This is a genomic window from Burkholderia sp. 9120 (assembly GCF_000745015.1).
Taxonomy (GTDB): domain Bacteria; phylum Pseudomonadota; class Gammaproteobacteria; order Burkholderiales; family Burkholderiaceae; genus Paraburkholderia.
This window is the reverse complement of the sequence record NZ_JQNA01000002.1, coordinates 571,590-589,686: the sequence shown is the minus strand read 5'-3', so window position 1 is coordinate 589,686 and position 18,097 is coordinate 571,590. Positions and strand designations below refer to the sequence as shown.

At 62.6% G+C, this 18,097-nt stretch carries 18 protein-coding genes and 1 tRNA gene; 11 read left to right on the top strand and 8 right to left on the bottom strand.

Annotation, left to right across the window (positions count from 1 at the left end; translation table 11 throughout):
• Position 1: 1 nt before the first annotated feature.
• Positions 2–718: an immunity 52 family protein gene (locus tag FA94_RS10940; protein WP_035561860.1), complete on the top strand. Its 717-nt coding sequence runs from the start codon at positions 2–4 to the stop codon at positions 716–718.
• A gap of 41 nt (positions 719–759) precedes the next feature.
• Here FA94_RS10940 and FA94_RS10935 read toward each other — a convergent pair whose 3' ends face one another.
• Positions 760–2,217 (bottom strand): oligosaccharide flippase family protein, encoded by a 1,458-nt coding sequence (locus tag FA94_RS10935; protein ID WP_035550707.1) that lies wholly within the window; start codon positions 2,215–2,217, stop codon positions 760–762.
• Positions 2,218–2,493: 276 nt separating this feature from the next.
• Between FA94_RS10935 and FA94_RS10930 the strand changes: the two genes are divergently transcribed.
• The 6 genes from FA94_RS10930 (at position 2,494) to lepB (ending at position 9,584) form a co-directional block, all read left to right on the top strand.
• Positions 2,494–3,471, top strand: a complete 978-nt coding sequence (locus tag FA94_RS10930; protein ID WP_035550705.1) for a glycosyltransferase family 2 protein — start codon at positions 2,494–2,496, stop codon at positions 3,469–3,471.
• A gap of 162 nt (positions 3,472–3,633) precedes the next feature.
• The gene (locus FA94_RS10925) at positions 3,634–5,583 is read left to right on the top strand and encodes a serine aminopeptidase domain-containing protein (protein ID WP_035550701.1); all 1,950 of its coding nucleotides are present in this window, start codon (positions 3,634–3,636) and stop codon (positions 5,581–5,583) included.
• Positions 5,584–5,628: 45 nt separating this feature from the next.
• Positions 5,629–6,462, top strand: coding sequence for a class I SAM-dependent methyltransferase (locus FA94_RS10920; protein ID WP_035550698.1), 834 nt, complete (start codon positions 5,629–5,631; stop codon positions 6,460–6,462).
• A 420-nt stretch (positions 6,463–6,882) separates the two neighbouring features.
• Complete coding sequence (locus FA94_RS10915) at positions 6,883–7,605, top strand: FadR/GntR family transcriptional regulator (protein WP_035550695.1); 723 nt, start codon at positions 6,883–6,885, stop codon at positions 7,603–7,605.
• A gap of 142 nt (positions 7,606–7,747) precedes the next feature.
• A complete protein-coding gene (locus FA94_RS10910) occupies positions 7,748–8,767 on the top strand; it encodes a Gfo/Idh/MocA family protein (RefSeq protein ID WP_051981204.1) in 1,020 nt (339 codons plus the stop codon).
• A 115-nt stretch (positions 8,768–8,882) separates the two neighbouring features.
• Positions 8,883–9,584 carry a signal peptidase I gene (gene lepB / locus FA94_RS10905; protein ID WP_035550691.1) on the top strand — a complete coding sequence of 234 codons (702 nt, stop codon included), beginning with the start codon at positions 8,883–8,885 and terminating at the stop codon, positions 9,582–9,584.
• A gap of 76 nt (positions 9,585–9,660) precedes the next feature.
• Here the strand turns inward: lepB and FA94_RS10900 are convergent, their stop codons facing one another.
• The 4 genes from FA94_RS10900 to FA94_RS10885 form a co-directional block, all read right to left on the bottom strand.
• Positions 9,661–10,320 (bottom strand): amino acid ABC transporter permease, encoded by a 660-nt coding sequence (locus FA94_RS10900; protein WP_035550687.1) that lies wholly within the window; start codon positions 10,318–10,320, stop codon positions 9,661–9,663.
• Positions 10,321–10,494: 174 nt separating this feature from the next.
• Positions 10,495–11,289, bottom strand: a complete 795-nt coding sequence (locus FA94_RS10895; RefSeq protein ID WP_035550685.1) for a cystine ABC transporter substrate-binding protein — start codon at positions 11,287–11,289, stop codon at positions 10,495–10,497.
• 169 nt (positions 11,290–11,458) lie between these two features.
• Complete coding sequence (locus FA94_RS10890) at positions 11,459–12,520, bottom strand: quinone-dependent dihydroorotate dehydrogenase (RefSeq protein WP_176058050.1); 1,062 nt, start codon at positions 12,518–12,520, stop codon at positions 11,459–11,461.
• Positions 12,521–12,651: 131 nt separating this feature from the next.
• Positions 12,652–13,473, bottom strand: coding sequence for an arginyltransferase (locus tag FA94_RS10885; RefSeq protein WP_035550679.1), 822 nt, complete (start codon positions 13,471–13,473; stop codon positions 12,652–12,654).
• A gap of 251 nt (positions 13,474–13,724) precedes the next feature.
• On the opposite strand from FA94_RS10885, the gene FA94_RS10880 reads away from it, so the two are divergent.
• The 3 genes from FA94_RS10880 (at position 13,725) to FA94_RS10875 (ending at position 15,022) form a co-directional block, all read left to right on the top strand.
• Positions 13,725–14,066 (top strand): hypothetical protein, encoded by a 342-nt coding sequence (locus FA94_RS10880; RefSeq protein ID WP_156126609.1) that lies wholly within the window; start codon positions 13,725–13,727, stop codon positions 14,064–14,066.
• A 124-nt stretch (positions 14,067–14,190) separates the two neighbouring features.
• Positions 14,191–14,556, top strand: a complete 366-nt coding sequence (locus FA94_RS37925; protein WP_081935865.1) for a CHAP domain-containing protein — start codon at positions 14,191–14,193, stop codon at positions 14,554–14,556.
• Positions 14,557–14,563: 7 nt separating this feature from the next.
• Positions 14,564–15,022 carry a DUF3828 domain-containing protein gene (locus FA94_RS10875; RefSeq protein WP_035561856.1) on the top strand — a complete coding sequence of 153 codons (459 nt, stop codon included), beginning with the start codon at positions 14,564–14,566 and terminating at the stop codon, positions 15,020–15,022.
• Here FA94_RS10875 and aat read toward each other — a convergent pair.
• Complete coding sequence (gene aat / locus FA94_RS10870; protein WP_035550673.1) at positions 15,013–15,756, bottom strand: leucyl/phenylalanyl-tRNA--protein transferase; 744 nt, start codon at positions 15,754–15,756, stop codon at positions 15,013–15,015. The genes FA94_RS10875 and aat overlap by 10 nt on opposite strands.
• Positions 15,757–15,765: 9 nt before the next feature.
• The gene (locus tag FA94_RS10865; protein ID WP_035550671.1) at positions 15,766–16,311 is read right to left on the bottom strand and encodes an NUDIX hydrolase; all 546 of its coding nucleotides are present in this window, start codon (positions 16,309–16,311) and stop codon (positions 15,766–15,768) included.
• 295 nt (positions 16,312–16,606) lie between these two features.
• Between FA94_RS10865 and FA94_RS10860 the strand changes: the two genes are divergently transcribed.
• A complete protein-coding gene (locus FA94_RS10860; RefSeq protein ID WP_051980523.1) occupies positions 16,607–17,659 on the top strand; it encodes an iron-containing redox enzyme family protein in 1,053 nt (350 codons plus the stop codon).
• Positions 17,660–17,831: 172 nt separating this feature from the next.
• Here the strand turns inward: FA94_RS10860 and FA94_RS10855 are convergent.
• Positions 17,832–17,908: transfer RNA gene (locus FA94_RS10855), tRNA-Met, on the bottom strand.
• Between the last annotated feature and the right edge of the window lie 189 nt (positions 17,909–18,097).

Here is an 18,097-nt window from a genome sequence, read left to right as displayed (position 1 = left end):
CGTGAAAATCAATGCGCAGTTTCGGGACCTGACGCTGTCACCGCTTGACTTCGTGGAGGTACTAAACCGGCTCGGTTCGATCATTGATTCGATAGCGCAGAAGCGTGGCGATGTTCAGAAGAACACATGGCGTCTGAAAGGAAACTCGCGGGCTGATGCCGGCCTGTACCCAGCGTTCGACGAAGGTGGGGCGTCACCGGGCGCTCTTGCTGTTCTAAAAGAAGAATTCCAGAACTCACCCAATCGGACTTATGTGTCGATCTGGGACGGGAGCGACGCGGCGGCATCCGGGGTCAGTATGATGTGTCACGTGGGACGCCCAGGTGCGTTGAATCTGTTCGTTGTCGAGATGCTTGGAGAGTATGCGCTGGCCGAGCTTACGACTGTCGCCAGCATCGTCACGTGTACTGTGCAGGAATTTAATCCTGCATACGTGGGAGTGTCTCCAAAGGGCTATTTTGAAAAACGCGTCTTCGACGACAAACCCGGCGTCGGCTGGATGCTCTATCTGCCGAAGGTCATCACCGCACAACAGGTGCCGGAAGCTCGCGCGCTAATTCCTGTCCCTGAGCATGGCAAGAACCAGACCGGCACGATCATCGTAAGCGTAACCGACGCCGTCTTGTCGATAGACAACCCCGAGCACATCGAAATCGCCAACCGCATCGAGATCCGCCTCGTCGATCAGGATCTGCTACCTCGCTACGCGGACCTTTGAACCAGACGGCAGCCGACCAGTCCGCTCACAGAAAAAACAAACTAACTCATCGACAACGTCACCCGCGCCCAAACCTTATAAACCACTCCACGCAATTCACTCGACCCATGCAACGACAACCCCAGATTCGCCGCCGCTAGCGCGAGCGCCGCCAGAATACTCACCGGCAGCGCGCTAATCGTCTCGGCCAACGCGAGCGCCACAAGCAGGAACATCAGATGAGCCAGCATATTGCGCACAATGGACCACACATGCAGCCGCGAAAACACCAGCAACACCGCATAGTCGAAGAAGCTCTTCAGCACCACGACAGCCGCCGCGCCCATGATCCCGAACCAGTGAATCCCGCACCACAGCGCGCCGGCGAACACCGGTAGTTCGATCCAGCTCACCCCGGCAATAGCTGCCGGACTAGTCTGCGCCTGGATCAGAATCCCCAGAATGCCCGACTGCCCACTCAGCCACACCCCCAGCACAAGCACACTCGCAACCGGCGCCGCAGCCGCCACCGTTGGCCCGAGCCACAGCATCAAAAACGGTTTCAGCGCGAACAACGCGACGATCACGCAAGGCGTGAACGCGCCGTTCAGAAATGCGAGCGCCCGGTGCGCGAGCGCATCCGCATCCGCGCGCGACACCGCCGAGAGTCGCGGAAACAACGTGCGCACCATCGCAACCGGCAGCAGATTCAGACGCGTAATGAGGTTCTGCGGCGTCGCGTAGTAAGTCACGAAGCGCGCGCCGAGCAACGCGCCCACCAGCACCCGATCGAGCGTCGATGCAATCATGTTGGCGCCGGAAAACAGCAGCATCCAGCGGCCATAACGAAACAGCTCCGCCATCACGCGCCATTGCGGCATCCGCACACGTCGAATCCCGATGGCGCGAAACGCGGCCGCGCCGAGCATCACGCCGGCAATCAAACGCGCCAGCACGGCCGCCGGTATCACGACCGCCAGCGACGGCGAAAAACAGAAAATCGCCGCCAGCGGCAGCAGTTGAAACAGCGCGGTCCCGATCGTCTGGTTGATGTTGAAACTGGTGAAACGCTCCACGCCGTTGATCGCGCCGGCAAACACCCACGAGACGTTCGCGATCGGCACGGCCACCGCAATCCACGGCAAACTCGCCATCACTTCGCGTTGAAACTCGGGTTCGATTTTTACGCCGTGCGTGATGTAAATGAACGTGCCGAGATAAATCAGCAGGCCGCCGACAATGCCGGTGCCCAGGTTCATGAACCACGCGCTCCAGAAGATCCGCTCGATCGAATCGTCGTTGGCGGCGCGCGCCTTGGAGATCTGATTTTCCGTCGCGAGACTCGTGCCGAGATCGAGCACGCTGAAGTAGCCGATCAGCGCCCACACCAGATTGATGACCCCGTAGCGCTCCACGCCCATCAGGTGGATGTACGCCGGCACGGTCACCAGGGAAACGAAGGTCGGTGCGATCGCTCCCGCGAAGTTGATGAAGATGTTCCTGACGATACTTCTTTCCATGGTGCGCTTGTCCGGCGGCTGAAGTCCTTCAATGGTGGGGTGCGTCCCGGACGCCGTCGGTTCGCGGCCGCACCCTGCGGCATGCGTGGCACGTTGGCGTCGGCCCGTCGCAGCCTCGAATAGTGCCCTGGTGCCCCGTGTGCCTGTGTGGGTGGCCGTACAGATAGTTGCGATCCGCCAGGGTTAAATGAGTAGCCAACAGAGGGCCGGGCCGTTTCGACACCCTCGGCACCCTCGGCATCGGCACCCAGTGCCGCTATTTAACGGGGCTTGACCATGAAGCAGGGCGAGAGCGGCGGGAGTGGATTGAACGCACGGTTGATCTCCCTATGCGTTCCCACCTGCAACCGGCCTGCGTTGCTCGAACAGGCCATCGACAGTTGTCTCGCGCAAACCTACGGCGAATTCGAAATCGTCATTGGCGACGACTCGGCCGACGATCGCGCGCACGACGTCGTGGAACGCTGCCGTTCGCGCAGCACACGGCCTATCCGCTACGAACGCAATACGCCGCGGCTCGGCCAGGCGGCCAACGTCAACCGGCTATTCGCACGCGCGCAGGGCGCCAGGCTCGTGCTGCTGCACGACGACGATCTGCTCGAGCCAGGCGCATTGGCCTGTCTGGACGCGTGCTGGCAGCGCTACCCGGCATTGACCGCCGCGTTCGGCAAACAGCGTGTGATCGCCGACGACGGCACGCCGCGCCCGCAAGCCACCGAACGGCTGAACGTCGACTACCGGCGCGTGCCGGAACGCGCCGGCCGGCTGCCCGTGCCCGCGTTGGCCGGCATCGACCAGATGTTCCCGAACAACGGCTACCTCGTCGATACCCTAACGGCGCGCCGGATCGGCTATCGCACGGTGGCGGAAGTGGGCGAGGCGTGCGATTTCGATTTCGGTCTGCGCCTGAGCGTCGACGCCGCCGCGATCTGTTTCGTGGACGAATTCGTGTCGATCTCGCGCGAAACGGCGCAGTCCATTTCGACCCATGCGTTGCCTGCCATGCACGCGTTCGCGCAACTGCGCGCGAGCCGCGTGCCGGCCGCGGCGCAGGCCGCCCGCGACGACGCGTTACGCCGGGTCGCGCCGCGCGCCGCGTCCGCGTATGCGCGAGCCGGCGAACCGGCCAACGCGTGGCGTGTGCTGCTATCGAAGCATTACCCGATGCGCGACAGACTGCGCGCGCGGTTTTTCTATCACGTGTTGCTAGCGGCCCGTTCGACGTTCGCGCTGCGTACGCCGCACGGCGGCTGAATCTATTTTTTGCATCGTTTCATTGCAGCTCGTCTTTCGCACAACAACGCTATCCGTGCCGCCCGCGCCTCGAAGTAGCAGGGGCTATGTGGCAAGGCGTACAGAGGATAGGTATGAGGTTTGTTGTAATGCTTGAAAGGTAAGCACAGTGAGGAGCGAAGCGTGAGGCCAGTAGTCTTCGATGGTCAGTTCGGTTGGTTCCATCCGGCGAATGGGCCGCATGGCGTGGTGTTGTGTTCTCCGTTCGGTTATGACGCGCTCTGCACGTATCGCGGTTTGCGCAGACTGGCCGAGCGACTCGCCGAACGCGGCATGCCGGTGTTGCGCTTCGACTATCCCGGCACCGGCGACTCGGCCGGCGACGCGAGCGAACCCGGCCGTTGGCGCGCGTGGATCGACAGCATCAAGGAGGCCGTCGCGTGGCTGCGCGAGTCCACCGGCGTCGCGCGCGTCAGCCTGTGCGGCTTGCGTCTGGGCGGCACGCTGGCCGCGCTCGCGGCGCAGGAACTCGGCGGCGTGGACGGCCTCGTGCTGCTCGCGCCGGTGCTGTCCGGCAAGAACTATCAGCGTGAGTTGCGCGCGCATTACCGGCAGTGGCTGTCGATCCCGGCATCGATGGATTGCGTTCATGAACCCGATACCGACGCCTTCGTCGAGGCCTACGGTTTTCGTCTCTATCAGGACACGCTGGAGAGTCTGCGCGCCGTCGACTTGCGACGCGACGCGGAGCAGCCCGCCGCGCGCGTTCTTGTGCTCGATTCGCTGGACGCCGGACGCGTCGACGCGCTGGTCACGCACTATCGCGAGCAAGGTCTCGAAGTCGAACGGCAGCCGTTCGACGAATACAGCAAGTTCATGCTGGAATCGCTCGACAGCGAGCTTCCGCAAGCGGCGTTCGCATCGATTGAAAACTGGCTGACGGATCGTGACGGTAACGCGGTGGCGAGCGCGCGCGTGAACGTGAACGTCGGCGACGATGAGAACCACGCTGCTGTTCATTCAGTCACTCATGTGGCCACTCACGCAACGGACCACCTCGCCGGCCATCCCGTCGCGCCGAACGTAGTCGAGACGCCGGTCTGGCTCGACGGCGGCAGATTGTTCGGCATCTACTGCGCGCCGGCTGCGCGCTGCGAAGCGCATGCGAGCGCTACAGCGCCGGCCGCGTTGCTACTCAATACAGGCGCCGTATCGCGAATCGGCAATGCGCGGCTCGGCGTGCGTTTCGCACGGCGTCTCGCGCAACAGGGTATCAGTTCGCTGCGGGTCGACCTTCGCGGTCTGGGCGACAGCCTGCCTTCCGTCGACGGCCTGAACCTCGACGCGTTGTACGCGCCCGAAGGCGTCGACGATGCCGCGTGCGCGGCCCGCTGGCTGAACGCGCAAGGCCATTGCGGCGCGGTGGTGCTCGGCATTTGCGCGGGCGCGTACATCGGCCTGCATGCCGCCGCGCGCGAACCCGCCGTGACCGGCGCGGTGCTGGTCAATCTGCAGAAGTTCACCTGGCGCAACCTCTGCGACGAGCAAGGCAAGCCGGCGGTTGCGCCCGCAACCTTCGGCTCGACGCGCAGCTATCTGCGCTCCATGTGCCAGCCGCGTAAATGGCTGCGCGTGCTGAAGGGGCAGTCGGGCGGCTTGCCGGTGGCGCGCGAACTGACGGCGCGCTTCACGGCTCGCGTCGCCGCGACACTGGCCGACCGGCTCGAACGCGTGAGCGGCATCGAACTGGGCGCGCGCGAAGCGCACCGCCTGATTGCCGCGGTCGATGCCAAAGGCGCCGAGACCCGTCTCGTGTACGGCGTGCTCGACGAAGGCGTCGAGGAACTGGAATGTCACTTCGGCGCGCACGGTGCGCGGCTGCGGCGCTTTCATCACGTTCGCGCGGCGTTTTGCGAGCGGACCGATCACGCGATCCTGTCGTCGAGCGCGCAGGAAAACGTGATGTCGTACTTCGAGAATTTCTATCGCGACAGCTTCAGCGGGATCGCGCGGACCGACACCGAACCAGCCCACGACGCGCGTGCGACGCGCTCCCGCTGGCGGCAGTCGAGGGCCGCGCAATGGCTTGTAAAGCGGGCGCGCGCGGTTCGTCTATTCGGAGAAGCTTCATGATTGCGCGGGACGTCCCGCACAGGTGAGCTTCAGGGGAGGAGCGCCATGCATCGTCAAACCGAACTGGATCGCATCAATCGCGTTGCGTGGAATTCGGCCGACGCCGCGCGCGTCTTCACCCAGGAGAAGACCTTCTCGGACGCTGGCGAGGAGGCCGCCTTCGGCTGGCTCGCGCCGCGTTGCAGCGGCGCGCCGCTGCTCGATATCGGCGTCGGCACCGGCCGCACGATTCCGTTGATGACCGCGATCTCGAACGACTACACCGGCGTCGACTACACCGAGAGTCTGCTCGACCTGGCGAGGTCGCGCTATCCGACGCGCGATTTGCGGCACATGGACGCGCGCGATATGTCGGCGTTGCCGTCAGGCCACTACGGACTCGCCGAGTTCAGCTGGAATGGGATCGATTGCGTCGACTACGACGACCGCGTGCGCATTCTCGAAGAGATGTATCGCGTCGTGCGACCGGGCGGCTATGTGCTGTTCTCGTCGCACAACCGTGGCGGCCCAGGCTATCTGGAGAATATCTGGCAGCTGTTGCCGCACTTCACGCCCAACCCGCTCAAACTCGGCTGGCGCACGCTGATTTCCGTGCGGCGCTTTCAACTCGGCACGCTGAACTATCTGCGCCATGTGAAGCTGAATCACGACTACGGCGCTTATGCGGTGAAGACCGCGGCCGCCCACAACTTCGGCATTGTGATCGTCTATACGACGCTCGGCGAGCAGCGCCGCCAACTCGTGCAGGTCGGCTTGCAGAGCGACGCGGTGTTCGGTAGTTGCGAAGGCAACCGTATTCCCGACGATGTCGAAGACAGCGGCGCGTGGTGGTTTCATTTCATCGCGCACAAGCCGCTGGCCGCCTGTCGCTTCGATTGAGATGGCGCATTTGAGATCGAGCCCTTCGGGATCGCGCACGCCGCGCGATCGAGCCGCGCCGTCATCGTCTGCGCCGAACGTGTCGGTTCGGACGCCGTCCCGTCTCTTTCCGCCAGCGGCGCGCCACTGCGCCGTGTCGGTCAGACAATTCGCTGCGCTACGTGCGTCTTCGCACTATGCAAATTTTGCAACGCAGGCACGCTTGGGACGCAAGCTTATGGCCCATCAAAATATGCGGCGTTACACGGACGAAACAATTCTTCAGAGGGATAACCCTGTCAGGACGTTTCCCAACTGGCGCATCTGTTTTGAAGCTAGCAACGTATCGTAAAACAACCAGGCAGCATCAATAAAACGACACACGAGGGCCGCTTGATCAACAGGCTACGCGGGGGCAAACACCGCTTCGGGGAGAGTGTCATGGAACAGGCAAACAAGGATCGATCGCTGGTGAGCAAAGTCATGGACGGACTGGTCACCGGCATCGTCGAAGAGAAGTACGGCGCCATACTGCCACCGCAGGATGTGCTGTCGAAGGAGTTCGATGTCAGCCGCACCGTCATGCGCGAGGCGCTGTCGATGCTGCTCGCGCGCGACATGCTGGACGTGCGGCCGAAGATCGGCACGCGCATCCGGCCGATGAGCGATTGGCGGATGATCGACGAGGACGTCGTGCAGTGGCGCTTTCGCGCGAAGCCCGATCCGCTGTTTCTGCGCGACGTGATCGAGTTCCGCATTCTGATCGAACCGCGCGCGTCGGCGCAGGCGGCCGCGCGCGGCAGCGCCGCCGATATCGCGGCGATTCGCGAGGCGTTCGAGGCGTTCCGGGCGATCCGGCCGGGCGAGCCCGGCTATCAGGAAGCCGACGAGTTGTTCCACACCCGCATCGTGGTGGCGAGCGGCAATCAGTTCTTCAAGCAGATGGCGGCGATCATTCGCGGCGCGCTGTCGACGGTCAATCCGATCGTCACCACGCGGGAAGGGCTGTGGGAGACGGCGGTGAATTCGCATCGGCGAGTGGTCGACGCGATCGAACGGCGCGATCCGAAGGAAGCCGAAATCGCCTCGCTCGCGATGATCGATTACACGGCGGAAGAAATCGGCGGTCAGTTTTCCGGCGAACCGCCCGTCACGCGCGAATAAGCGCAACCGCTGCCGCGACGGCGGCAGGCGGATGGTCTTCGACGACCTGGCAGCACGAACGACGCGAGCTCATGTTCACGCGTGAGCGAGCGGCATGCGCGACAATAGCGCCTGTTCGGAACTGCATGGACTCGAAGAAACAATGACTACGACGTCAACATCCGCGGCAAACGCGACTCCGCAATCTTCAACGGACCGTGTGATTCGCTGGGGGATCGTCGGCACCGGCCGGATTGCCCGACGCTTTGCGCAGGGACTGGCGTTCGTGCCGCACGCGCAACTCAGCGCACTGTGGTCGCGCCGCGCGGAACCCGCCCAGGCCTTTGCCGAAGAATTCGGCGGCGAGGTCTGCGCGAATTTCGACGCGCTGCTCGCGAGCGGCATCGACGCGCTTTATATCGCGACCGTTCAGGACAGCCACGCCGACTACGCAATCGCCGCATTGCAAGCCGGTCTGCACGTGTTGTGCGAGAAACCCGCCACGATCAACCAGCCGCAGCTCGAGCGTGTGCTCGAGGCCGCGCGCGCCGCGCAACGGCTCTTCATGGAAGCCATGAAGCCGCCGTTCTATCCTCTCTACAGAAAGTTGCGCGCGCATCTAACGGCCGAGCCGATCGGCGAGGTGGGACTCGTACGCGCCGGCTGTTCGGTGCCGGGTGTGCCGGACGATCATCCGTCGCTGTCGTTCGAGCATGCGGGCGGCGCGCTGCTCGATATCGGCATCTATGAGATCTTTCTCGCGGTCGACTGGCTGGGCGCGCCGCGTGAGGTGCAGACGCTCGGGCGGCTCGGAGTCACCGGCGTCGATCTGTTCGCGAGTCTGAACAGCCAGCACGAGCGCGGTATCGCGCAGTTGTTCTGCGGACTCGATCTGCACGGCAAGGGCGACGCGCTGCTCATGGCCAAAGGCGGCCATGTGACGATTCACGAGCCGTGGTGGAATCCGTCGCGCGCCACGATCCGTTACGCCGATGGGCGCGTGGTCGAACTCGACGAGCCGTTCGAAGGCGGCGGCCTGAACTACGAGACCGCGCATTTCTGCGAGCTGATTCGTGCGGGGCAACTGGAGAGCCCGCTGATGCCGCACAGCACGTCGGTGCAAATGATCGCGATGGCCGACGCCGCGCGCGCGGCGCTGGGGCTGAAGTTCGCGGGGGAGTGAGGGCTGCGCCGCGTGGCTCGCCGAGGCGGTGGTACGATTTGCGCGGGCCACGCCGCGCGTTCGATAGCGCCGTCGGCCCGCAGCTTTCGAACACCTTCCACTGGAGCCGCTTGCCATGCGCATGCTTGGAAAATTGTGGCGCGACAACAAGAGCCTCGTCGCGTTTCTGTTCTTGATGGTGCTGTTTCGCAGCGCCGTGGCCGACTGGAACGTCGTGCCGAGCGGCTCGATGCTGCCGACGATCCGCGAAGGCGACCGGATTTTTGTCGACAAGATGGCCTATGATCTGCGCGTGCCGCTCACGCACATTACGATCGCGCATCTGCATGATCCGCAGCGCGGCGATATCGTTACGATCGATTCGTCGGCCGCGCATGAGTTGATCGTCAAGCGTTTGATCGGCGTGCCGGGCGACCGCGTGGCGATGCGCGACAACGTGCTGTACGTGAACGGCGTGCGCGCCGATTACCAGCCGCTGAAGCTGAAGCCGCTGCCGGGCGATGCGACCTCGCCGGGCGATTATCTGACCGAGCGCTTCGACGGCGTCACGCACACAATGCGGCTCGCGCCCGACGCACCCAGCCCGCGCAATTCGTTTGGGCCGGTAACGGTGCCGCCGGGCGAGTATCTGATGCTCGGCGACAATCGCGACGACAGCGCCGACTCGCGTTACTTCGGTTTCTTTCCGCGCAAGGAGTTGATGGGCCGCACGCGTCACGTGGCGTTCTCGCTCGACCCGGACCACTACTACGCGCCGCGATTCGAGCGCTTTGGTGCTGCGCTGGATCCGCACGCTGCGCCGCTCGCGAGCCGCTAGACGCGAGCCGGGCGATTTTCCGGACTCGCTGCAGGATTCACTTCAGGACGCACCGCAGGATGCTTGAAGCGGATGCTCAGTTGCGCGACGGCAGCGCGAGGCGTCGTTCGTACCAGCGCTGCACCCCTTCGAGCAGTTGACACAACACCCAGTAGACCGCGGCCGCGGCCAGATACAACGGCAGCGGCTGATAGGTCGACGCGATGATTTCCTGTGCGCTGCGCAGCAGTTCGGTGACGGTAATCACCGACACCAGCGACGTGTCCTTGATCAGGCTGATCAAACTGTTCGACAGACTCGGCACGGCAATGCGCAGCGCCTGCGGTGCGATCACATAACGCAGCGTCTGGCGGCGTGAGAGACCGAGGCTGTACGCGGCTAGCCATTGGCCGTTGTGAATGCCCAGTATCGCACCGCGCATGCTCTCCGACAGATACGCCGCGACGTTCGCCGACAGCGCGATCACGCCGGCCGGCGTGGGATCGAGCGAAATGCCGAAGCTCGGCAAGCCGTAGTAAATCACGAAGATCTGCACCAGCAGCGGCGTGCCGCGCATCACGCTGACGTAGATGCGCGCGAGCCACTTCAGCACGCGGTTGTGGCTCACGCCCATCAACGCGAGCACGGCGCCGGCCAGCAGGCCGAAGAACATCGACAGAACCGCGAACTTGACCGTCAGGACGGCGCCCTGTGCAAGCACAGGAAGCGATTGGACGAGCAGGGAAGTGGTGGACATGAGCGAGGGCGTCGGGTCGGGTTGGCGTGAGGTTGGCGTCGGGGTGCCGTCGGATTGCCGTCGGGGTTGACGCGCAAAGCGCACATCATAAACGTCGGCGGATTTTCAGGCGTGGTGCAAAAAGCGAAGGGCGGCATCGATCACGATGCCGCCCTTCGTTTCACGCAGCGCCGCTTACTTGATCGGCTTGCTGACGTCGATACCGAACCACTTGTCCGAGATCTTCGCGAACGTACCGTCCGCTTCGAGCTGGTTCATCGCGTCGTCGATCGCCTTGGCGAACTTCGGATTGCCCTTCTTGAACGGAATGCCCGACGGGTTGCCCGCGCCGACGTTCGCGCCGCTGCGCAGCGGCAACTGCGAGTTCTTCATCAGATACGCGAGCATCAGACGGTCGTTGAGCGCCGCGTCCAGACGGCCGGCGGCCAGATCGCGCAGGTACTCGGGCGCGCCCGGATACGTCTTCACGTCGATGCCCGGCACGGCCTTGGCCATGTCCATGTAGTTCGTGCCCAGCGCGACGCCGAGCTTCTTGCCCTTCAGGTCGTCGAGCGACTTGAACTGGCGCGTGTCGTCCTTACGCTGGATCAACTGCGCGGCCGAGTACGTGTAAGCCGGCGAGAAGTCGAGCACCTGCTTGCGCGCATCCGTAATGCCGACCTGGTTGGCGATCACGTCGAACTTGCCCGCCTGCAAACCGGCGATGATCCCGCTCCACTCCGTCGTGACGAATTCCGGCTTCACGCCGAGCTTGGCCGCGACCGCTTTGGCGACGTCGACGTCGTAGCCGACCAGTTCGCCCGACGGCGTTTTCGAGTTGAATGGCGGGAAGGTGCCTTCCAGGCCGATGCGCAACGTGCCGCGCTGTTTGACCTGGTCGAGCAGATCGTCCGCGTGCGCGGCGACGGCGGTGAACGACGCGCCGATCAGACCGGCGACCAGAAGCTTTTTCAGCAAGCCCAATTTCATCCTGTACCTTTTTGTTCGTCTGGCGTTTTAACAGACGAAAGCATAACAAAGCAGACTATCGAAACCTAAATACTGTTTGTTTATGTCTATATTCCCATGCGGATTGCATGGATAGCGAGGGCGGTATGAACGGACTTGAGGTCCGCGCCACCGCCGTCGTCATGGCCGCTTAACGCAACGCCTGCGCGCATTCGGCCACGAGCGCCGGGCCACGGTAAATAAAGCCGGTGTAAAGCTGCACCAGCGACGCCCCGGCCGCCAGCTTGGCGCGCGCGTCATCGCCCGAGAAAATCCCGCCGACGCCGATGATCGGCACCGTGTCGCCCACTTCGGCGCGCAGCTTGCGGATCACCTCGTTCGACGCGTCGAACACCGGCTTGCCCGACAGGCCGCCGGCTTCGTCGCCGTATTGCATGCCGGCCACCGCGGTGCGCGACAGCGTGGTGTTGGTGGCGATCACGCCTTCGAACCGGTGGCGCAACAGCGTGTCGGCGATCGACTTGATCTGCTCGTCGTCGAGGTCCGGCGCGATTTTCAGCGCGAGCGGCACCAACTTGCCGTGCAGGTCCGCGAGACGCTGCTGCTTGTCCTTGAGCGCCGCGAGCAGCGCGTCGAGTTCGCCCGCGCCTTGCAACTGGCGCAGGTTCTTCGTATTCGGCGACGAGATGTTCACCGTCACGTAGCTCGCGAACGGGTACACGCGTTCGAGGCAGTACAGGTAGTCTTCGGCGGCGCGTTCGATCGGCGTGTCGGCGTTCTTGCCGATGTTCAGCCCGAGCGTGCCGCGATAGCGCGCGGCCTGCACGTTCTTCACGAACTGGTCGACGCCCGCATTGTTGAAGCCCATCCGGTTGATCACCGCGTTCGCCTGCGGCAGACGGAACATGCGCGGCCGCGGATTGCCCGGCTGCGCGCGCGGCGTGACCGTGCCCACTTCGATGAAACCGAAACCGAGCGCGGCCAGACCGTCGATGCACGCGCCGTCTTTATCGAGCCCCGCGGCGAGCCCGACCGGGTTGCGGAACGTCAGCCCCATCACGGTGCGCGGCGCATCCGGGACGCGCGGCGCGAGCGCGCCCGCGAGGCCGGTACGGCCAGCGGCGCCGAGGATGCGCAAGGTCAGGTGATGAGCGTCTTCCGCGTCCATGCGAAAGAGTTGGGCGCGTACAAGCGGGTAGAGGGAACTGAACACGGGACGAAGCCGGGCGGCCGGAAAATGGGAACCCTCCATTTTAACGGCTTTGAGGCTTTAATGAGATTGATTGAAAGCGGAGCGAAGGGTGGGGTGCGGGTTTGGCGTTCCCGGGTGCGTAACTCGGGCGGAGCCGGAGGTGTACTCCGGGCCTTAACCCGCTGGCAGGATCAGGGCCGCAGCGGTCCGCGCCGGCCGTGGATCGCCAGATCGACGGGCGGCAAGTCGATGCTGTCTGGGTCGAGCACGTGCCACGCACCGTCGATCAAGCCTTCGAGCGGCCGGAAATTCGCCTTGTACGCCATCTTCGGGCTTTCGCGGATCCAGTAGCCGAGATACACGTACGGCAGCTTCAGGCTGCGCGCCTGTTCGATCTGCCAGTAGATGTTGTAGGTGCCGAAGCTGGTGTGCTCCAGGCCGGGCTCGAAAAACGTATAGACCGACGAAAGTCCGTCGCCGAGGATATCGATCATGCTGATCATGCGCAGAATGCCGGGCACGTCAGGTTGATCCGGCCACGGTTCGCGAAACTCGACCAGCCGCGAGTTGATCCGGCTTTGCAGCAGGAACTGTTCGTACTGGTCGCGGCTGTCGCGGTCCATGCCGCCGCCCGCATGCCGCGCGGATTGATAGCGCATATAGAGCGCGTAGTGTTCTTCGTCGTAGTGCAGCGGCGCGACGGTCGCGATCAACTGGCCATGCTTTTTCCAGACGCGGCGCTGGGTGCGGTTCGGCTCGAACTGGTCGACCGGCACGCGCACCGGCACGCAGGCGCGACAGCCGTCGCAATACGGGCGGTAGGTGAACACGCCTGAACGCCGGAAGCCGGCCTTGACGAGATCGGTGTAGACGTCGGAATTGATCAGGTGGCTGGGCGTGGCGACCTGCGAGCGCGCGATGCGGCCATCCAGATAGCTGCAGGGATAGGGCGCCGTTGCATAAAATTGCAGCGCGGAAAGCGGTGAAAGAGGCAGCTCGTTGGGATGAGTCACGTTGGCAGCTCTCGAAGCGTCTCTGGTAATGCAAACCCGGCGAGCCTTGCGGCTCATGACCCGTGGCTCGGTAGGCGACGGATCCGGATTCGGCCTGATTCTTCCCGGCTGACTGTCTGTCGGCGCCAGCGCGGGTGTTGCCTGGTCAATCAATCGTTTCGCATGGCCGGTCGGCAGCGGGGCGCGCCGGAAAGCTTGCATAAACGGTAACACGAAAATTTTCGCGGGGCTGCGACGATGAAGCTCGGGTATTGAATCATCAAACGGGCGGCGCGAGTTGTAGCGATAAGTATATTGCGGATGCGGGCGGGCTGTTTCTCCGTGTTGTGCCTGATGGCAGGAGATCGTTGGATGGCGGCGCGCGGGCGTTGGTCGCTTGGGATCTTGCGGGGCAACGGTGTCGGCTGTTGGCCGCTGCTGTCGCAGAAGCGATGGTGGGTGGCCAGACGGCGCATCAGGGACGAAGAGGGCTGCTTGCGGTGCTGACGGAATCAATTAATTCCGGCATTTTTTCGAGTCCGTCTGTATTTCTGGTTTTGATGTTAGTCGTCACTTATCACTTTTTTATTATTATGATGGGTGATTATATATAATATTTGCTATCTATTTGTTTGGTTGGTGTATGAAATGCCGCTGATTTTGTCAAAAGATGTCACAGTAACCACCTGCGATCCCATGGCGCGTTAGCATTCAGCTTTCAACTGTGAGGGCGCTTGAATGCCTTGGGATAAATCGGCTGCGGTGATCTACTTGCAATCGCATGCAGAAGCAACTAGTCACGGCCGCTGTGCTCGATATGTCCGCGAAGCGATTCAACGCGGCGGCATTATGTTGATACACACGCATTCCGCATACAATTACGGTGCATCCCTCGTCTGTGCCGGGTTTTACCCTGTATTGCGCGGAGTGCCGAAAAAAGGCGATGTAATTGTGATCCAGCCGATCGCCGGGCATGATGACGGTCATATGGCGATGTACGACGGACAGATATGGATATCCGACTTCAGACAGCTGCATGGTTTTTATCCGGGTCCAGCGTATCGCACAGCGCAGCCGCGCTACAAGATGTATCGACACGACTGAGGAATCGATGAGAAAAGTCTTGGTATTCTTAACTACTGCTTTTATTTTTTCATCAGGTTCGTTTTTGCCGACCGCATTTGCGGAGGAAAAACCGGGGTCGCCTGAGGCGAGTGTCAAAGCGTTTTACGCCTGGTTTATCAGGCAGGACGCTGAAGATCGCGGATATCCGTTAATGAGCAAAGAGATTTATCGATACGTCTCAAAACCGACGGTTAATCTGCTGAGAACGCAATATAAGACCAGCAGCCTGCCCGGCGACGCCGAATATTTCACCAATGTCCAGGACTTCGACGAAGCTGACTGGACGGCGCATATCGTTCCTCACCCGGCGATCATGCTGGATGACGTGGCGCTTGTCCCCGTGACGTTTGGATCGACGGACAAAAAGACCAACGTGGTGTTCCTGCGCAAAGTGGATGGCGCCTGGAAAATCACCAAGGTAGTCGACACGCGGGACTACAAATAAGACTGCTTCGCGACGAGTTCCGACAGCACCGCCTTGTCGAAGCGCCACGGAATCGGCGGTGCGCCGACCGTTGCGCGTACATGTGCGACGAACGCCTTGCGCGCGATTTCACGCCCGCCGAGCGAGGCCAGATGCGACGTGTTCTGCTGACAATCGATCAACTCGATGTCATGGCTTCGCAAATGGCCGATGAGCGCGGACAACGCAATCTTCGAGGCGTCCGTGACTTCCGCGAACATCGATTCGCCGAAGAACATCCGGCCGAACGAGACGCCGTACAAACCGCCCACGCGCTTGCCCTCGAACCAGCTTTCGATGCTGTGCGCATCGCCGACACGATGCAGCGACGAATACGCTTCGACCACGTCCGCGGTAATCCACGTGCCGCGCTGACCGCGCCGCGGCGCCTGCGCGCAGGCGCGCATCACACCAGCGAAATCATGGTCGACGCGGATTTCCCACGCGTCGTCGCGCAGCACGCGCTTGAGCGTCTTGCGCAACGACGGCGATAGTTTGAATTCGGCGGGTCGCAGGATCATGCGCGGGTCGGGGCTCCACCACAGCACCGGCTGGCCGTCCGAGTACCACGGGAAAATGCCGCGCCGGTAAGCGTCGATCAGCCGCGACGGCAGCAGGTCGGCGCTGGCGGCCAGCAGCCCCGGCGCGCCGCTGGCGGCGCCGAGAGCGCGCTCGACAGAGGGAAACGGATCGTCAGGTCCGAGCCAGGGCACCATGGGCGCCGCTCAACCTTCGCGCAGCGAGCGGAAGATGTCGCCCGTGTGCAGGCCGAAACTGCCGGCGGCACGGTCCGCGAAAAAGAAACGCAAGGTCTGGCCGACGGTGGGGAAGGCGATCTCGTCCCACGGAATTTCGTGTTCCTCGAAGAGTTTGACTTCGAGGCTTTCCTCGCCGGCGGCAATGTCGAGATCGAGCAGCCGCGCCATGTAGAACAGGTGCACCTGATGCACGTGCGGCACGTTCAGCAGCGAGAACAGGCTCTGCACCTCGACGCGCGCGCCGGCTTCTTCCAGCGTTTCGCGCGAGGCGGCCTCGGCGGTGGTCTCGCCCATCTCCATGAAGCCCGCGGGCAGCGTCCAGTAACCGTAGCGCGGCTCGATCGCGCGACGGCACAACAGCACCTTGTCGTCCCAGACCGGGACGGTGCCGACCACGTTGCGCGGATTCTGATAGTGCACCGTGCCGCAACTGCCGCAGACGAAGCGCTCGCGGTTGTCGCCCGGCGGAATGCTCAGGCTGACGCCGTGGCCGCAGACAGAACAGAATTTCATAGGATGGGGACGAGAAAGGGTGTTGGGAGTTTATCACTGGGCCGAGGTTTCCCTGACGGCTCGCGATAGGCACGAAAACTCGGCGCGCCGGCGTGCGTCGCGAACGCATCCGACGCCGCGCAAGGGATATTTCCGTCCATCGGCCAGGCTTTGTCCGACGTGCGAAATCCCACGCGCAATCTGATGTTCGATACGGAACGCGTTCTATAGTATCGAGCGCTTTGATCGGGTCCACAAAAACTAGAAGGGGTTAAGCATGAACGAGGCACAAACAAAAAATAAGGCGGATTGGCCTATGAACGGAATCAGCGCCACGCCAGCGCTTCTGGCGTCCGTCCTGTCGATGCCGCTCGATCTCGCGGTTTCCGCGCTGTGCGATTGCGCGGAACTCGAGGAATGGGTCGAGCAGGAGCCCGGTTGGGAGGCGCGGTTTCTCGACCAACTGAAGATCGCGCTGAATCGCGCGTTTGCCGATCGCGATCCGGTGGCGCTGAGGGAAGTGCATCACGCGCTTTTTTCGCTTTACGACCTGCACGTGATGGACGGCACGTCGCCGCGTACGGCGAATCAATTCAATCCGACGTTGACGCGTGTTCGCAGTCGCATCGAGCGTGCGTGGATCGAGAGTGAAGTGGCGCGGCTCGACATCGAAACCGGCGCGTCCGATAGCGCCGCGATGGTGCGCTCGCTGAAGGATCTGTGGGCGCGGCATCCGGTGGCGGCGCATCCGCTGTTCGATTTTCTGGAAAAGGACGCGTCGCGGGAACAGGTGATCGCGTTTTTCAAAAGCGACAGCGCGTTGAATATCCGCTTCTTCGATCTGCTGCTGTTTTCGATGGTTGGATCGAGAGAAGGTGTGCGCAAAGAACTCGCGCAAAACTTCTGGGACGAATCCGGACGCGGCGAAGCCGCCCGCAGTCATGTGAGTCTGTTCCAGCATCTGCTGGAAACCGTCGGGGTGGGCCGTGCGCACGACAATCACGCCGGCGAACTCGGCTGGCAAGGATTGGCTGGCCACAACCTCTTCATGCTGACCTGTCTGAACCGCCGTCACTACTTCAAGCTGCTGGGCATCATGGCGATGACGGAGTTGCTGGACCCGTCGCAATACGAAAAGCTGGCGCGTGGATGCCGGCGCGTCGGCTTGGGCAATCTCAACGAGCTCGATTACTACGACGAGCATGTGACCATCGACGTGATTCACGGCGAAGGCTGGCTGGCCAATGTGATCGTGCCGATCGTGAATGAGACGCCGTCGGTGGGCGCGGATATTTTGCTGGGCGCGGCGTTGCGGCTGGCGAGCTGCCGTGACTACTACGACGCGCTTTATGCGCAGCTCACCGCGTAGTTGTTGAATTGCGTCTGACCGACTGATTGATCGACTGGCTCGTGTGCCTGCGTGAACGCGAGTCAGTCAGGCGGGAACGTAAGTGAATGATGCGAACAGCGCAGGTCGATAGGCCGGCCCGGAAAAGCGAAAAGGCCTGATTTCGTGAGAAATCAGGCCTTTAAATGCTTGATGGTTGCGGGGGTAGGATTTGAACCTACGACCTTCGGGTTATGAGCCCGACGAGCTGCCAGACTGCTCCACCCCGCGTCCGTCGAAGAAAAGAGTATAGCGTACGCAGCACGCCTCTGCAATAGCTATTTAAGAATCGACTTCACTCCGCGCTTGAATTTGCCTGATGACGCGTTCGCAAGTCGTCGCACGCATTGCCGGCGTCGTATGCCGGAAGGCCGTCGTAAGGCGCTACGCTAGAATCCAGGTTCGCTTCGCGCGGCGCGT

What these genes read in the sequence shown, in the direction of transcription:
- FA94_RS10935 (WP_035550707.1), bottom strand. Translation starts at nt 2,217, where the DNA reads ATGGAAAGAAGTATCGTCAGGAACATCTTCATCAACTTCGCGGGAGCG.
- FA94_RS10930 (WP_035550705.1), top strand. Translation starts at nt 2,494, where the DNA reads ATGAAGCAGGGCGAGAGCGGCGGGAGTGGATTGAACGCACGGTTGATC.
- FA94_RS10920 (WP_035550698.1), top strand. Translation starts at nt 5,629, where the DNA reads ATGCATCGTCAAACCGAACTGGATCGCATCAATCGCGTTGCGTGGAAT.
- FA94_RS10915 (WP_035550695.1), top strand. Translation starts at nt 6,883, where the DNA reads ATGGAACAGGCAAACAAGGATCGATCGCTGGTGAGCAAAGTCATGGAC.
- FA94_RS10910 (WP_051981204.1), top strand. Translation starts at nt 7,748, where the DNA reads ATGACTACGACGTCAACATCCGCGGCAAACGCGACTCCGCAATCTTCA.
- lepB (WP_035550691.1), top strand. Translation starts at nt 8,883, where the DNA reads ATGCGCATGCTTGGAAAATTGTGGCGCGACAACAAGAGCCTCGTCGCG.
- FA94_RS10900 (WP_035550687.1), bottom strand. Translation starts at nt 10,320, where the DNA reads ATGTCCACCACTTCCCTGCTCGTCCAATCGCTTCCTGTGCTTGCACAG.
- FA94_RS10895 (WP_035550685.1), bottom strand. Translation starts at nt 11,289, where the DNA reads ATGAAATTGGGCTTGCTGAAAAAGCTTCTGGTCGCCGGTCTGATCGGC.
- FA94_RS10890 (WP_176058050.1), bottom strand. Translation starts at nt 12,520, where the DNA reads ATGGAGGGTTCCCATTTTCCGGCCGCCCGGCTTCGTCCCGTGTTCAGT.
- FA94_RS37925 (WP_081935865.1), top strand. Translation starts at nt 14,191, where the DNA reads ATGCCTTGGGATAAATCGGCTGCGGTGATCTACTTGCAATCGCATGCA.
- FA94_RS10875 (WP_035561856.1), top strand. Translation starts at nt 14,564, where the DNA reads ATGAGAAAAGTCTTGGTATTCTTAACTACTGCTTTTATTTTTTCATCA.
- aat (WP_035550673.1), bottom strand. Translation starts at nt 15,756, where the DNA reads ATGGTGCCCTGGCTCGGACCTGACGATCCGTTTCCCTCTGTCGAGCGC.
- FA94_RS10865 (WP_035550671.1), bottom strand. Translation starts at nt 16,311, where the DNA reads ATGAAATTCTGTTCTGTCTGCGGCCACGGCGTCAGCCTGAGCATTCCG.
- FA94_RS10860 (WP_051980523.1), top strand. Translation starts at nt 16,607, where the DNA reads ATGAACGGAATCAGCGCCACGCCAGCGCTTCTGGCGTCCGTCCTGTCG.